Consider the following 14,082-nt stretch of genomic DNA (forward strand, 5'->3'; position numbering starts at 1 on the left):
GAGGACATGGCCATGAATGGACCTGTCATCGTCGGGGCCGGATACTACGGTGAAAAAACGAAAGATCTGGTAAGGAATATGCCTGATCGTTCCATTGCCCTTATCAATCATAAGGATATTGACCTTGTTGCAGCCGAATCTCTTATTAAAAAAGAAGTTAAAGCAATTGTCAATGCTGGAGAATCCATGTCCGGCACTTTTTATCATGAGGGTGTGAAGCTGTTATTGGAACACCACATTCCCGTCTATGACCTTAAAACGTCTTCGAGGGATCTCGAATATTCCGGAATTGAAATCATGATTACAGACAGAGAGATTTTCAGGAAAATAAAAGGTCAGTGGACCAGGGCAGGTGAAATCTCGAAGTGGGATTCCACAAAGCTTATGGTGCGTATAGCTGAAAGTTATGACAGACAGATGCACACTTTTACTGCATTTATGGAAAACAGTTTAACCTTTGCCCAAAATGAACTACCACTGTTTATCAAAAGTGTGGAATCCCTTGAGGCAATTCCCGAGCTGGAGGGGAAGCGTGTTATCGTGGTGGCAAGAGGTCCGGGTTATATGAAAGACCTTCTTTACTGGCAGGATATGATAAGAACTCCGAAAACAGTCATTCTTGCAGTGGATGGAGCGGCTGAAGGGGTTTTGGGTGCCGGAGCAGTGCCGGATTTTGTAATCGGTGATATGGATTCCGTTCCTGACGACATTCTTACTCTTTCATCCACGTTTATTGCTCATGCTTATATGAGTGGTGAAAGTCCTGGCTACCTCCGTCTTAAAAAGGCTGGTAAAACTTCAAGTACCTGCAGGTTTCCCGGTGTCAGTGAAGACCTGGCTATTGTTCTTGCAGGTAAATCAGGTGCTGAGCATATCTATACAATAGGCTGTAGAACGGGCTATCTGGAAATGCTTGAAAAAAACCGGCCCGGTATGGGTTCCACCCTTCTGACAAGGTCTTTTCTTGGTGATAAAGTAAGTGATATTAAAGCATCTCATAAGTTTCTTACTTCTGTAGGTCCTTTCTACTCGGGAGGTAAAAGAAAAAGCATACACCGGCTTCTTGAAGAAAAGCTGGAGTGGGAAGGTGAGGGGGGGGAAGGGCGTAGATGAAAGTTGATGTAGTAATTCCTGCTTATAACGAAGAAAAAAATATCGGAGAAACCCTCAGTGCCCTTCGCAATGAGGATTGGGTCAGCAGGATACTGGTCATTGATGATGGAAGTACTGATAAAACTTCCAGAATTGCATTCGACTACACGGATTATGTGTACCGTTTCCATGTTAATCAAGGAAAAGCGCAGGCTGCAATAACAGGGTTAAAACAAACGAAGAGTGATTATGTAATGCTGTTGGATGCTGATTTAAAAAGCACTGCAAAACATGCATTCAATCTTTTACGTCCCTTAAAAATGAACGAGGCTGATGTAACGGTGGCGATGTTACCTCCTGATTCAGCAAACAAAGGTTTCGGGTTTATGAAGAGACGGGCACAAAGAGTCCTTGAACGGCGATTTCAAGTACACATGACAAGCCCTTTATCAGGACAGAGGGCTTTTCACAGAAGGTGGCTGAAGAGTCTTTCTGAAGATGTGAGACACAGCAGATACGGCTTTGAAATGGCATGCAATCTTGATCTTCTTAAAAACGGAGCTGTCATCAAAGAAGTACCTGTAAAAATGGAACATCATGCCTACGGTAAAACCGTGCGGGGAATGATTCACAGGGCAAGACAATGGTATGAAATGGAGCGTATTTTATGGCATCGTACCTCTGGAAACCTATATTAATCCTTATCTTCTACAGTGTAACGAGGCGCATGTTCATAAATAATAAATGGACTGTACCAAATGTCCGTCAAAAGAATGTGCCCTACAATTTCGGCATGGTATTTTTACTCTGGGTAACATTGGAGATTGTTCAGCCCGGGCTTACTTCCATAAACATGCCTGACTACTGTTTTCTCTTCGCCACCTGGATGATCGGCTGGGTCGATGACCGTTTCGGCAAGGCATACCCAAAAGGAATTAAGGGTCATGTTCAATATTGTTTCATGAATCGTACAGTGACGACGGGTCTTATAAAAGCAGGCGGAGGCGCTGTAATTGCCGGCCTTTATTTATCAATGCTGTACAGAGGGGAGAGCATTACCCAGCTCGAGGCCCTTTTTTATCTTCCACTCGTAACCTTGCTTCCCCATGTCGTAAACCTCCTTGACACCCGTCCTTTAAGAGTGATGAAAGCAGCCACACTGATGATAATGGCAGTTATCGTTGTTTCGGCAGGGTTTCCGCAAATAAGCGGACTGGGTATTCTCCTCCTGTTATGGGCCAGGGAAGAAGCTGGAGAGAAGACGATGCTCGGCGATAACGGTGCAATGCTCGTCGGTGCCTACCTGACTATTGCCATTATGCATACAGGCAGTGACGGATTTGTTTTTATCTCAACGATGGTGTGCGGATGCCTTACATTAATTGCTGAGAAGTACTCCATAAGCAAGCTGATCATGAATACCAGAATGTTAAGTGTTATCGATCTTTTTGGGCAAAAAAGATCCACTTCGTAATAAAGACGGCGGCTCATGAAGTGGCATTGATCCCTTGTGAGTCCTGCGTTTTTGTAAAATAGACTCAAAAACGTTACGTGTTAAATTCCACACATTGCACTTTCCACGGGCGGCTCGATCCTCAGCGCTGCGCTTCCGGGGGTCTCCCCCATAGCCATCAAGTTAAGGGATTTAAAAATTTGAAGCAGAAGAAGTCAGGATGTAGCCCGAATGCCCTTCGCTTTCCGCGGGAAGCTGGTGAGCTTCCTCGTGCTTTCGCACTCCGAGGTCTCACCTTTGCTTTTCATCCCGCAGGACTCTACGTATATTTCATCCGTTAAGTTAGTACATTGTTCGGGTTCTCAGCTAAACACGTTCGTTATGTCCCAGCCTCATTTCCTACGATCAGTCAAGCCTAATATCATGTTTTTGCTGTAAAAGATAATGAAGGCGCAGTGCCTGAGACTCCTGGGGCTGTGGGGGCCGGGCAAGACCCCACAGGACGCAATACGAAGAGGCTTTCCGGCACCGCCGCGGAAAGCGAAAGGCACGCAGGCTGCACCTTTAAGGACGTGAAAAAAGCAACAATTTATGCGAAAACAAAGTTTCGGATAAATTGTTGCTTTTTAACATAAAAAATAAAGTAAAAGGCTTTGATCCCTGCTAAGAGGGCTTTAATCATTGAAGAAGCCATTTGAGAGGAAAAATATTTACGAAAAGAGCATCAGGTTAAGACTGTTTTTGAAACCGTGGTGCTACTTTGTTGTTCTTACGGTCCCGATGCAGAATAAATCCTCCAATAAACCATACCCCCAGAATAAGTGCAAGGAGTCCTGCGAAAAATTGCAACAATAAAAAAGGAAAAGGAGGGTTTAATATAGTAAAAACAGTGTCTCTCATTAATTTAATTCCGTAACCTGCGATTAACCCGGGAATAACGAGTACAATCAGGGCCAAAAAACGCTGTATAGTCATAAGATAATTCCTTTCTGTTTTTCGGTAAAACATTAACTATAGTCTTATTTTAAACGAATATTGGCATGTCCGCAAACCTGACAAAAGGTTCATCCGCCAGCCCGGGTTGCGGTATTGTTTCTTGCTTTTACTATGAAAAAAATTGCATAAAGGGTAAACTAATGGGTAGAAGACTGTAAATGGAGGTGTTGCCTGTATGAAACGAATTCTGCTTATCGGAGGTGGAAGGGGAGGTGCTTCATTATTTGATGTACTCTACAATACTGCTTACACAAAAGTTGCAGGAGTTGTAGATATAAATCCGGACAGTCCCGGATGCAGAAAGGCAAGAAACTGCAATATACCGGTTTTTACAGAGTGGGAACAGGCACTTCAGGACCTTGCTCATTTAGATGCCGTCATTGAAGTAACCGATGATTATGCTCTTTACGAACAGGTAAAAAGGAAGCTTGCAGGCAGGCCGGTCTCCATTATACCGAGCTCAGTAGCCTCGATCTTATTTTATCTTATTGAAGAAAAAGAAGAGTTATTATATGAAAAAACACAGCACTTTTCAAAGCTCGAACTAATCCTGGATTCTACACACGATGGAATGATCGCTATCGACCAGAATGAAAAGATCACTTTGATTAATAAGCGTGCAGAAGAGATGTCAGGATTAAACAAAGAAGATATTATGGGCACGGAAATAAGTAAAGTTCTCCCCACAAGTGAACTCCCGAGGGTACTCCATACAGGGAAAACCGAACAAAACCGTCGCCAGATCATTCAGAAAAACAGATCGATTGTTACAACGAGAATGCCGATAAAAGATGGAAACAAGATTATTGGTGCTCTGGGGGTATTTAAAGATATTACGGAAATAGAAGAAATGGCAGAAGAAGTTACAAATCTTAAAAGTGTACAGACAATGCTTGAAGCGATTATTCACTCTTCAGATGATGCCATAAGTGTGGTGAACGAAGAAGGAAAGGGACTTATGATAAACCCTGCCTATACACGCCTCACAGGTCTTACAAAAGAGGAAGTGCTTCATAAACCTGCAACTACGGACATTTCTGAAGGAGAGAGTATGCACCTTCAGGTATTAAAAACAAGAAAGCCGGTCCGCGGTGCGAGAATGAAAGTGGGTCCGAAGAAAAAGGATGTCCTTGTAAACGTAGCCCCTGTAATTGTAGATGGCACATTAAAAGGCAGTGTAGGTGTTATCCATGACTTATCTGAACTGGAAACCCTTAACACTGAGCTTGAGAGAGCAAAGCAGATTATCCGTACTCTTGAAGCTAAATATACATTTGAAGATATTATTGGCCAGTCTGAGGAATTTACCTTTGCCATCGAACAGGCAAAAATGGCTGCCAAAACGCCTGTTACCATTCTCCTGAGAGGGGAATCGGGGACGGGAAAAGAGCTTTTTGCTCATGCGATACATAATGCAAGTGACAGGAAATACAACAAGTTTGTAAGAGTAAACTGTGCTGCGATTTCTGAAAGCCTGCTTGAAAGCGAGTTATTCGGCTACGAGGAAGGGGCTTTTTCAGGAGCCAAACGGGGCGGGAAAAAAGGGTTGTTTGAAGAAGCACATGGCGGGACAATTTTTCTTGATGAGATTGGTGAATTAAAGAGCCAGACTCAGGCAAAACTGCTCCGGGTCCTTCAGGAAAAGGAAGTTGTGAGAGTAGGGAGTACGAAAACCCTTGATATTGATGTCAGGGTAGTGGCGGCTACAAATGTCAATCTTGAGAAAATGATGAACACCCAGGAATTCAGAAGTGACCTCTATTACCGTTTAAACCGGATGCCAATTCAGATTCCTCCCTTAAGAGCTAGAAAAGAAGACCTAGAAAAGCTGTGCAGGCATCTCTTAACTAAATTAAACCAGGACTATGGAAGAAATGTAGAAGGACTTACTGAAGAAGCGGTTGCCCATCTTCAGACGTATCAATGGCCAGGGAATGTACGGGAACTGGAAAACGTTCTGGGGCGTGCAATGATTCATACACACTTCTCAGTCCATTACATTGATAAAGAACATCTGCCCAGGTTCAGCGACCTTAAAACGCAGGAAAATCATACGGAATCGGTTTTTGAAAATGGTGAAATCCTAAGCCTGGCAGAACAAATGAAAGAGAAGGAAAAACAGATTATTGCAGAAGCTTTGTCTGTATGCAACGGCAACAAAACAAAAACGGCTCAGGCCCTCGGGTTATCCATCCGTAATTTATATTATAAGATGGACAAACTATCCATCAAAAGATGATTTTCACACCAAATTGCGTGCAATTACTTGCGTGGTATGAAAAAATTTGCATATACCCACAATTGATTTGTCGATTAACCCCGCGAACTGTAAGCGGTTTCCGTCTTTGGTTAGTTGGCATGGTTTTTGCATTATAATTCAGGTGGATCATCGTCATATATGAAAGGCGGGTTTACGTTGACTTTTGAAGACTTACTTAAAGAAATACAGTCATCTGTCAGAAGTGAAAGAAAAGTAGCAGTAGCACACGCAACAGATGAAGGGTTGTTTTTTGCTGCAAAACAGGCTTTGGAATACGGGATTGCTTCGTTTATTTTTGTCGGTCCATTAGAGCTTATGAAAGATCTCTCAAAACAAACAGGTGTATCCGCAATTGAACGATGTGAATTTATTGACAGTGAAACCGAGCAGGAATCGGCAATGATTGCAGCCGGACTTGTGGGTAAAGGTGACGCTGATGTACTTATGAAAGGCATGGTTGGAACTTCTACGCTCCTAAAAGCTGTTTTGAATAAAGAGAGTGGGCTTCGCACAGGGAATGTTCTATCTCATGTAGCTGCATTTGATCTCCCGGCACGGACCGGACTGTTGTTCGTGACAGATGCTGCTATGAATATTGCACCTGATTTAAAAGAAAAAATTGCGATTACACAAAATGCGGTGGACGTGGCAAAGAGTATCGGTATCAAAACACCGAAAGTAGCTGCGTTGGCGGCTGTGGAAACAGTAAATCCTGCAATGCAGGCTACACTTGATGCTGCAGTACTTACTCAGATGAATAAAAGAGGCCAGATTGCCGGTTGTACGATTGACGGACCTCTTGCCTTTGATATCGCAGTATCACCAGAAGCAGCCCGCCAGAAAAAGGTTCACTCTGACGTAGCGGGGTATGCTGACATTCTGGTGGTGCCTGCTATAGAAACAGGTAATGCTCTCTATAAGTCCCTAACCATCTTTGGAAATGCAGAAGTAGGAGGAATCATTACCGGTGCCAAGGCACCCATTGTCTTAACATCAAGGGCAGATTCAACGGAAAGCAAGCTTCTTTCCATTGCTGTTGCTGTCGGCTCGGCAGGTTGAGCCTTAAAGTGGTTAAAATGTCCAGCCTTTAATGGAATGATCAATAATAAATATTGGAATCCGGGGAGAAAGTGACCGGGAATATGAGGAGGAAGAAAAAATGGAACTATTTAAAGATATGGAAACGTATGATTATGAGCAGGTTGTGGTCTGTCAGGATAAGCAGTCAGGGCTGAAGGCGATTATTGCCATCCACGACACAACGCTCGGACCTGCACTTGGCGGAACACGGATGTGGACGTATGAATCAGAAGAGTATGCTTTTGAAGATGCTCTCAGACTTGCAAGAGGGATGACGTATAAAAATGCAGCGGCCGGCTTAAATCTTGGAGGCGGTAAGACAGTAATTATTGGCGACCCTCGTAAAGATAAAAACGAAGCCATGTTCCGTGCTTTCGGACGGTATATTCAAGGGCTGAACGGCCGCTATATTACAGCAGAGGACGTTGGTACGACCGTAGAAGATATGGATTTAGTCTACCAGGAAACACCGTTTGTCACAGGTATCTCCCCAGCATTCGGTTCTTCGGGCAATCCATCCCCGGTAACGGCTTATGGTGTATATGTGGGTATGAAAGCTGCCGCAAAAGAAGCCTTCGGTACAGACTCCCTTGAAGGAAAAAGAGTGGCAGTCCAGGGTGTTGGTAATGTTGCCTATAACCTTTGCCGTCACCTCCATAAAGAAGGAGCACAACTGATTGTTACAGATATCAATGAAGAGGCTGTAGCAAGAGTGGTTGAGGAGTTTGGAGCAGAGAGTGTAGGCATCAACGATATTTACAGTGTGGACTGTGACATTTATGCACCTTGTGCCCTTGGAGCAACAATTAATGATGGAACCCTTTCACAGCTTAAAGCAAAAGTCATTGCCGGTGCAGCAAACAACCAGCTAAAAGAGACACGGCATGGTGATGCTCTTGAAGAAAAAGGGATGATTTATGCTCCCGATTATGTCATTAACTCCGGTGGCGTTATTAATGTAGCGGATGAACTGAATGGCTATAACCGTGAGCGGGCAATGAAGAAGGTGGAGACCATTTACGATAACATTTCCAAGATCTTTGAAATTGCAAAACGTGATAACATTCCAACTTATGTTGCAGCTGACAGAATGGCAGAAGAGCGTATTGAAACGATGCGTAAGTCAAGAAAGCAGTTCCTGCAAAATAGTATGAGCATCATCAGCCGGGGAAGAAAATAATTACCGGGACGTGACTCACTGAATAAAGAAAAGGTTCCGCCATTTTGGCGGAAAGCTTGGTTTTAACTTGATGGAGGTAAGCGAAGTGGAGAATAGAGAATACCGAATTTTAGCGATCAATCCAGGTTCAACATCTACGAAAATTGGCATCTTTGACAATGAAAGAGCAATCATGGAGGAAACGATTCGTCATGATCGTGATTCATTGGCAAACTATGATTCCATCATCGATCAATATCCATTTCGTAAACAGATGATCTTGGAGACTCTCGATAATCAGGGAATCAATTTATCCAAATTATCTGCCGTCGTAGGCAGAGGGGGGCTTCTCAGGCCTATAGAAGGTGGAACCTACGAAGTGAATGACCTCATGCTGAAGGATTTGCGTGAAGGATACTCCGGACAGCATGCATCCAACCTCGGAGGAATTGTGGCAAATGAAATTGCAAGACAGCTGAACATTCCTTCTTATATTGTCGACCCTGTTGTGGTTGACGAAATGGATGAACTGGCAAAAGTCTCCGGATTTGCTGATTTTGAAAGGAAAAGCATCTTTCATGCACTCAACCAAAAGGCCGTGGCCAGAAAAGCAGCAAAAGAAAAAGGGTGTAAATATGAAGAGATGAATCTCATTGTCGTCCATATGGGCGGAGGCATCACTGTAGGTGCCCATAAAGGTGGACGAGTCATTGATGTAAACAACGGGCTTCACGGGGAAGGACCGTTTTCTCCTGAAAGAGCGGGGACAGTTCCTGCAGGTGATTTAGTTGCTATGTGCTTTAGCGGAGAATATTATTCCGATGAAGTAATGAAAAAAATTGTCGGACAAGGCGGCCTGGTCGGTTACCTCGGGACAAATGACGCCGTTGAAGTGGAGAAGCGGATTGCTTCCGGGGATGACAAGGCGGAGCTTGTGTATCATGCAATGGCCTATCAGATTGCCAAGGAAATTGCAGGTTCAGCAGCAGTTTTAAAAGGTGAAGTAGATGCCATCATTCTTACAGGCGGTCTTGCTTATGGAAAAGATTTTATCCACCGGATTATTGAACGAATTCACTGGATTTCGGATGTTATTGTAAAGCCTGGGGAGAACGAGCTTGAAGCATTGGCAGAAGGAGCTCTCCGGGTGCTCAGAGAAGAAGAAACAGCAAAAGTATATGCTGAAGCGAAAGTGAAAAACACGGCAGATTTCAGCTGAAGAGGAGGAAAAGTATATTATGTCAAAAGATTATGATTTAGTCATTTTAGGGGCCGGGACCGGCGGCTATGTAGCCGCCATCCGCGCAGCCCAGCTCGGTATAAAAGTGGCAATTGTTGAAAAAGGGAAACTGGGCGGGACATGCTTACATAACGGATGTATACCAAGTAAGGCATTACTTCGCAGTGCCGAGGTTTTTCAGACTGTTAAAAAAAGTGCAGATTTTGGTGTGACCGCCGGTGAGCCGGTTCTTGATTTCAGTCAGGTTCAAAAGCGCAAAGAGGGAATTGTTGAACAGCTCTATAAAGGTGTTCAGCATTTAATGAAAAAAGGAAAAATCGATGTATTTAAAGGTCACGGCCGGATTCTTGGTCCTTCGATCTTTTCTCCGTCACCCGGAACGATCAGTGTAGAAAACCTTGATGGAACGGACAATGAAATGCTTGTTCCGAAGAATGTTCTGATAGCGACCGGAAGCCACCCGAAAACGCTTCCGGGTCTTGAGTTAAACGGAACAACCATCATGTCATCCGATGATGCATTAAAACTGGAATCACTTCCCCAGTCAATCACCATTATCGGAGGTGGAGTAATCGGGATAGAGTGGGCATCCATGCTGTCTGATTTCGGAGTAGAAGTTACGGTTCTTGAGTATGCTTCGCACGTTCTGCCTCTTGAAGATGAAGATATTTCAAAAGAAATGAAGCGAGCCTTAAAAAAGAAAAAAATTACGGTTATCACGGATGCCAAGGTTCTTTCCGGTGAGGTTGAAGAGCAGGATGGACAAGTGACTGTCCCTTATGAGCATAAAGGAGAGACGAAGGCAGTGACGAGCGAGAAAGTGCTTGTATCTGTCGGTCGGGCTGCCAACGTTGATGATATCGGTCTTCAAAATACGGATATCCAGGTTGAGAATGGTTACATTGCTGTTAACGAACACTATCAGACAAAAGAATCTCACATTTATGCCATCGGTGATGTAATTGGTGGTCTGCAGCTCGCACATGTAGCTTCACATGAAGGAATAGCAGCTGTTGAGCATATGAATGGCCAGGATGCCCATCCTGTCGATGCTGACATGGTTGCAAAATGCACCTATTCTTCTCCAGAGGTAGCGAACGTAGGCCTTACGGAGAAAGCAGCAAAAGAAAAAGGATACGAAGTAAAAACAGGGACATTTCCTTTTAAAGCTATCGGAAAAGCCCTTGTGTATGGTGACACAACAGGTTTTGTAAAATTTGTGTCCGACGCAAAAACAGACGATTTACTTGGTGTTCATATGATCGGTCCTCATGTAACAGACATGATATCTGAAGCAGCCCTTGCTAAAGTACTTGATGCAGCACACTGGGAAGTGGCAGAAACCATCCACCCCCACCCGAGCCTGTCTGAAGCAATTGGTGAAGCCGCTCTTGCAGTTGATGGGAAGGCCATCCATGGATAAGCAAATGAACGAAAGAATAGAAGGAGGGACTACAATGGCAGAACAGCGCCATGAACAATTAGGATTGTCCAACGAAGATGTATTTGAAATGTATGAGCAGATGCTCCTTGCACGAATGATTGACGAACGAATGTGGTTACTTAACCGGGCAGGTAAGATCCCGTTTGTTATCTCCTGTCAAGGACAGGAAGCGGCCCAGGTTGGAGCTGCCATGGCTTTGAACAGAGAGAAAGATTACGTGCTGCCTTATTACCGTGATATGGGTGTTGTCCTTACATTCGGTATGACGGCAAAAGAACTCATGCTTTCCGGATTCGCGAAAGCAGAGGATCCAAACTCCGGCGGACGCCAGATGCCTGGTCACTTCGGGCAGAAGAAGAACCGGATCGTAACAGGATCTTCTCCGGTTACAACCCAGGTTCCTCATGCAGTAGGTTTCGGCCTGGCTGCAAAAGTGAAAAACCAGGATTTCGTAAGTTTTACCACTTTTGGGGAAGGGTCTTCCAACCAGGGGGACTTCCACGAAGGAATTAACTTTGCAAGTGTTCACGATCTCCCTTGTATTTTCATGTGTGAAAACAATAAATATGCCATTTCTGTTCCTTATGACAAGCAGCTGAGATGTGAAAAAGTATCGGACCGTGCTATCGGATACGGGATTCACGGAGAAACAGTGGACGGTAATGATCCTCTTGCAGTGTATGAAGCAGTGAAAAATGCCCGTGAAAGAGCAGTTCGCGGGGACGGACCTTCTTTAATTGAAACTATTTCCTACCGTTTGACACCACACTCAAGTGATGATGATGACAGTGTGTACCGTGAGCGGTCTGAAGTGGAAGAAGCAAAAAAACTGGATGCCATCTTCACATTTGGCGATTACTTACGTGATGCCGGTATCCTTACTGAAGAGAAAGAAAAAGAACTTAAAGACAGACTGAGAAAAGTGATCGACGAAGCAACAGACTATGCTGAAAAAGCGCCATACGCTGATGCAAAGACGGCATACGATCACGTTTATGGAGGGGAGTGACACGATGGCGGTTAAATCTTACATCGAAGCAATTACATTGGCTATAAAAGAAGAAATGGAAAGAGATGAAAACGTCTTTGTACTGGGAGAAGACGTAGGAAGGCGCGGAGGTGTTTTCCGAGCTACAAACGGACTTTATGAACAATTTGGCGAGTATCGTGTACTTGATACTCCGCTTGCTGAATCTGCCATTGCCGGAGTAGGAATCGGAGCCGCTATGTACGGCATGCGTCCCATTGCCGAAATGCAGTTTGCTGACTTCATCATGCCTGCTGTAAACCAGATTGTTTCAGAGGCTGCCAAAATCCGCTACCGATCAAACAATGACTGGCACTGCCCGATTACGATCCGCGCACCATATGGCGGCGGTGTTCACGGAGCTCTTTATCATTCACAGTCCGTTGAAGCGTTGTTTGCAAATGTTCCGGGATTGAAAATTGTAATGCCTTCAACTCCTTATGATGCAAAAGGTCTTTTAAAAGCTGCGATTCGTGACGATGACCCGGTTCTGTTTTTTGAACACAAACGTGCGTACCGTCTTATTAAAGGGGAAGTACCTGAAGATGACTACACACTGCCGATTGGAAAAGCCGAAGTGAAGCGTGAAGGGGAAGACATTACCGTAATAACTTATGGCCTTTGTGTTCACTTTGCCATGCAGGCTGCTGAAAAACTGGAAAAAGACGGATACAGTGCACACATTCTTGATTTACGGACTGTGTACCCGCTTGATCGTGAAGCAATTGTGGTAGCTGCGAAGAAAACGGGGAAAGTCCTGCTTGTTACAGAAGACAACAAAGAAGGCAGCATCATGAGTGAAGTATCTGCCATTATTTCAGAAGAATGTCTCTTTGATCTTGATGCACCTGTCCGCCGTCTTTGCGGACCTGATGTACCGTCAATGCCTTATGCACCGACGATGGAAAAAGAATTTATGGTCAACCCTGATAAAGTAGAAGCGGCAATGAGGGATTTAGCCGAATTTTAATTGAACTGGAGGTACCAAACCGTGGCAACGAAAATCACAATGCCCCAGCTTGGGGAGAGTGTTACAGAAGGAACAATATCAAAATGGCTGGTCCAGCCGGGCGATCACGTTAATAAATACGATCCGATTGCGGAAGTAATGACAGATAAAGTGAATGCAGAAGTACCGTCTTCTTTTACAGGTACAATTGCAGAACTTGTCGCAGACGAAGATGAAACAATTGAGGTTGGCGGTGTTATCTGTACCATCAGTGTCGAAGGTGAGGAAGCACCGGAGGAAGAAACAAATGATGCACCTGATTCTGAAGCGGGCGGGGAGCCTGAGGCTGAAGAAGAAGGAGATACTTCTAATAAAAAACGTTATTCTCCTGCTGTATTACGCCTTGCTCAGGAGCATGGCATTGACCTTGAACAGGTTACTGGAAGAGGCCGCGGGGGCAGAATTACCCGAAAAGACCTTCAGACGTTAATTGACAGCGGCTCTGTTCCTTCTAAAGATACGGCACCGAAGTCAGCAGAACCGAAGCATCAGACGCAGCAAACTGAAACCGTTTCAGATGCGCCGCAAGCGCCAAAGGCATCGAAAGCACCTGAGCCGGTCGTAAGCGGCCGTGTTGAAGAAATTCCTGTTTCGGGTGTTCGTAAAGCGATTGCCCAAAACATGGTTAAATCCAAGCACGAAGCACCTCATGCTTGGATGATGGTGGAAGTGGATGTCACAAACCTTGTGAAGTACCGAAATAAAGTGAAAAACCAATTTGCAGAGCAGGAAGACATGAAGCTTACATTTTTGCCATTCTTCGTAAAAGCGGTTGTAGATGGACTTAAGAAATACCCGCAGATAAATTCAAGCTGGCAGGGGGATAAAATTCTACGCCACAAAGATGTACACATTTCTCTGGCAGTAGCTACGGAAGATTCATTGTTTGTTCCTGTCATTAAGCATGCAGATGAACAATCCATAAAAGGGCTGGCAAGACAGATTGATACTCTTGCAAGCAAAGTACGGTCCGGCAGCCTGAGCCAGGCTGACATGCAGGGCGGTACATTTACCGTTAACAATACAGGCTCTTTTGGTTCGGTAATGAGCCAGCCAATTATTAACCACCCTCAGGCAGCAATCCTGAGTGTGGAATCAATCGTGAAAAAACCGGTTGTACTGGATAATGATGCGATCGCAGTAAGACATATGGTGAATCTCTGTATGAGCCTTGACCATCGTGTACTAGATGGTCTTATCTGCGGAAATTTCATGGCAGACGTAAAACAAACGCTCGAAACAATGAACGAAGAGAATATCAGCTTATATTAAGTAATAGAAAAGCTGTTAAGAGGAAAACCTCTTGGCAGCTTTTTTGTGTT

At 44.4% G+C, this 14,082-nt stretch carries 12 protein-coding genes; 11 read left to right on the forward strand and 1 reads right to left on the reverse strand.

The window, feature by feature from the left end; genetic code table 11:
- Positions 1 to 12 precede the first annotated feature (12 nt).
- Genes steA through EBO34_RS03295 form a run of 3 tightly spaced genes read left to right on the forward strand, consistent with a single transcriptional unit; the run spans position 13 to position 2,566 of the window.
- On the forward strand, positions 13 to 1,113 hold the full coding sequence (gene steA / locus EBO34_RS03285) for a putative cytokinetic ring protein SteA (RefSeq protein ID WP_122896517.1): 1,101 nt from the start codon (positions 13 to 15) through the stop codon (positions 1,111 to 1,113).
- The gene (locus tag EBO34_RS03290) at positions 1,110 to 1,790 is read left to right on the forward strand and encodes a glycosyltransferase family 2 protein (protein ID WP_122896518.1); all 681 of its coding nucleotides are present in this window, start codon (positions 1,110 to 1,112) and stop codon (positions 1,788 to 1,790) included. Before steA ends, EBO34_RS03290 begins: the two co-directional genes overlap by 4 nt.
- Positions 1,760 to 2,566, forward strand: a complete 807-nt coding sequence (locus EBO34_RS03295) for a hypothetical protein (RefSeq protein ID WP_122896519.1) — start codon at positions 1,760 to 1,762, stop codon at positions 2,564 to 2,566. The genes EBO34_RS03290 and EBO34_RS03295 overlap by 31 nt, the downstream gene beginning before the upstream one ends.
- A 708-nt stretch (positions 2,567 to 3,274) precedes the next feature.
- Here EBO34_RS03295 and EBO34_RS03300 read toward each other — a convergent pair.
- Complete coding sequence (locus EBO34_RS03300) at positions 3,275 to 3,514, reverse strand: DUF2627 domain-containing protein (RefSeq protein ID WP_122898485.1); 240 nt, start codon at positions 3,512 to 3,514, stop codon at positions 3,275 to 3,277.
- A gap of 202 nt (positions 3,515 to 3,716) precedes the next feature.
- Here EBO34_RS03300 and EBO34_RS03305 point away from each other — a divergent pair, with 202 nt between their 5' ends.
- The 8 genes from EBO34_RS03305 to EBO34_RS03340 all read left to right on the forward strand — a co-directional run bounded on the left by EBO34_RS03305 (position 3,717) and on the right by EBO34_RS03340 (position 14,032).
- The gene (locus tag EBO34_RS03305) at positions 3,717 to 5,780 is read left to right on the forward strand and encodes a sigma-54 interaction domain-containing protein (RefSeq protein ID WP_122896520.1); all 2,064 of its coding nucleotides are present in this window, start codon (positions 3,717 to 3,719) and stop codon (positions 5,778 to 5,780) included.
- A 177-nt stretch (positions 5,781 to 5,957) separates the two neighbouring features.
- Complete coding sequence (locus EBO34_RS03310; protein ID WP_249413984.1) at positions 5,958 to 6,860, forward strand: bifunctional enoyl-CoA hydratase/phosphate acetyltransferase; 903 nt, start codon at positions 5,958 to 5,960, stop codon at positions 6,858 to 6,860.
- Positions 6,861 to 6,960: 100 nt separating this feature from the next.
- Complete coding sequence (bcd, locus tag EBO34_RS03315; protein ID WP_122896522.1) at positions 6,961 to 8,061, forward strand: branched-chain amino acid dehydrogenase; 1,101 nt, start codon at positions 6,961 to 6,963, stop codon at positions 8,059 to 8,061.
- Positions 8,062 to 8,131: 70 nt separating this feature from the next.
- A complete protein-coding gene (gene buk, locus EBO34_RS03320; protein ID WP_429699412.1) occupies positions 8,132 to 9,259 on the forward strand; it encodes a butyrate kinase in 1,128 nt (375 codons plus the stop codon).
- Between the two features lie 19 nt (positions 9,260 to 9,278).
- Positions 9,279 to 10,703: a dihydrolipoyl dehydrogenase gene (gene lpdA / locus EBO34_RS03325; RefSeq protein WP_122896524.1), complete on the forward strand. Its 1,425-nt coding sequence runs from the start codon at positions 9,279 to 9,281 to the stop codon at positions 10,701 to 10,703.
- Between the two features lie 34 nt (positions 10,704 to 10,737).
- On the forward strand, positions 10,738 to 11,733 hold the full coding sequence (locus EBO34_RS03330; RefSeq protein ID WP_122896525.1) for a thiamine pyrophosphate-dependent dehydrogenase E1 component subunit alpha: 996 nt from the start codon (positions 10,738 to 10,740) through the stop codon (positions 11,731 to 11,733).
- Between the two features lie 4 nt (positions 11,734 to 11,737).
- The gene (locus EBO34_RS03335) at positions 11,738 to 12,721 is read left to right on the forward strand and encodes an alpha-ketoacid dehydrogenase subunit beta (RefSeq protein ID WP_122896526.1); all 984 of its coding nucleotides are present in this window, start codon (positions 11,738 to 11,740) and stop codon (positions 12,719 to 12,721) included.
- A gap of 21 nt (positions 12,722 to 12,742) precedes the next feature.
- On the forward strand, positions 12,743 to 14,032 hold the full coding sequence (locus tag EBO34_RS03340; protein ID WP_429699413.1) for a dihydrolipoamide acetyltransferase family protein: 1,290 nt from the start codon (positions 12,743 to 12,745) through the stop codon (positions 14,030 to 14,032).
- Positions 14,033 to 14,082 lie beyond the last annotated feature (50 nt).

The sequence above is a fragment of the Alteribacter keqinensis genome (genome assembly GCF_003710255.1).
GTDB lineage: Bacteria > Bacillota > Bacilli > Bacillales > Salisediminibacteriaceae > Alteribacter > Alteribacter keqinensis.

Bases quoted from the DNA above. Each gene is read 5' to 3' on its own strand.
- EBO34_RS03305 (WP_122896520.1), top strand. From the start codon at position 3,717: ATGAAACGAATTCTGCTTATCGGAGGTGGAAGGGGAGGTGCTTCATTA.
- EBO34_RS03295 (WP_122896519.1), top strand. From the start codon at position 1,760: ATGGCATCGTACCTCTGGAAACCTATATTAATCCTTATCTTCTACAGT.
- EBO34_RS03330 (WP_122896525.1), top strand. From the start codon at position 10,738: ATGGCAGAACAGCGCCATGAACAATTAGGATTGTCCAACGAAGATGTA.
- EBO34_RS03335 (WP_122896526.1), top strand. From the start codon at position 11,738: ATGGCGGTTAAATCTTACATCGAAGCAATTACATTGGCTATAAAAGAA.
- buk (WP_429699412.1), top strand. From the start codon at position 8,132: ATGGAGGTAAGCGAAGTGGAGAATAGAGAATACCGAATTTTAGCGATC.
- EBO34_RS03290 (WP_122896518.1), top strand. From the start codon at position 1,110: ATGAAAGTTGATGTAGTAATTCCTGCTTATAACGAAGAAAAAAATATC.
- steA (WP_122896517.1), top strand. From the start codon at position 13: ATGAATGGACCTGTCATCGTCGGGGCCGGATACTACGGTGAAAAAACG.
- lpdA (WP_122896524.1), top strand. From the start codon at position 9,279: ATGTCAAAAGATTATGATTTAGTCATTTTAGGGGCCGGGACCGGCGGC.
- bcd (WP_122896522.1), top strand. From the start codon at position 6,961: ATGGAACTATTTAAAGATATGGAAACGTATGATTATGAGCAGGTTGTG.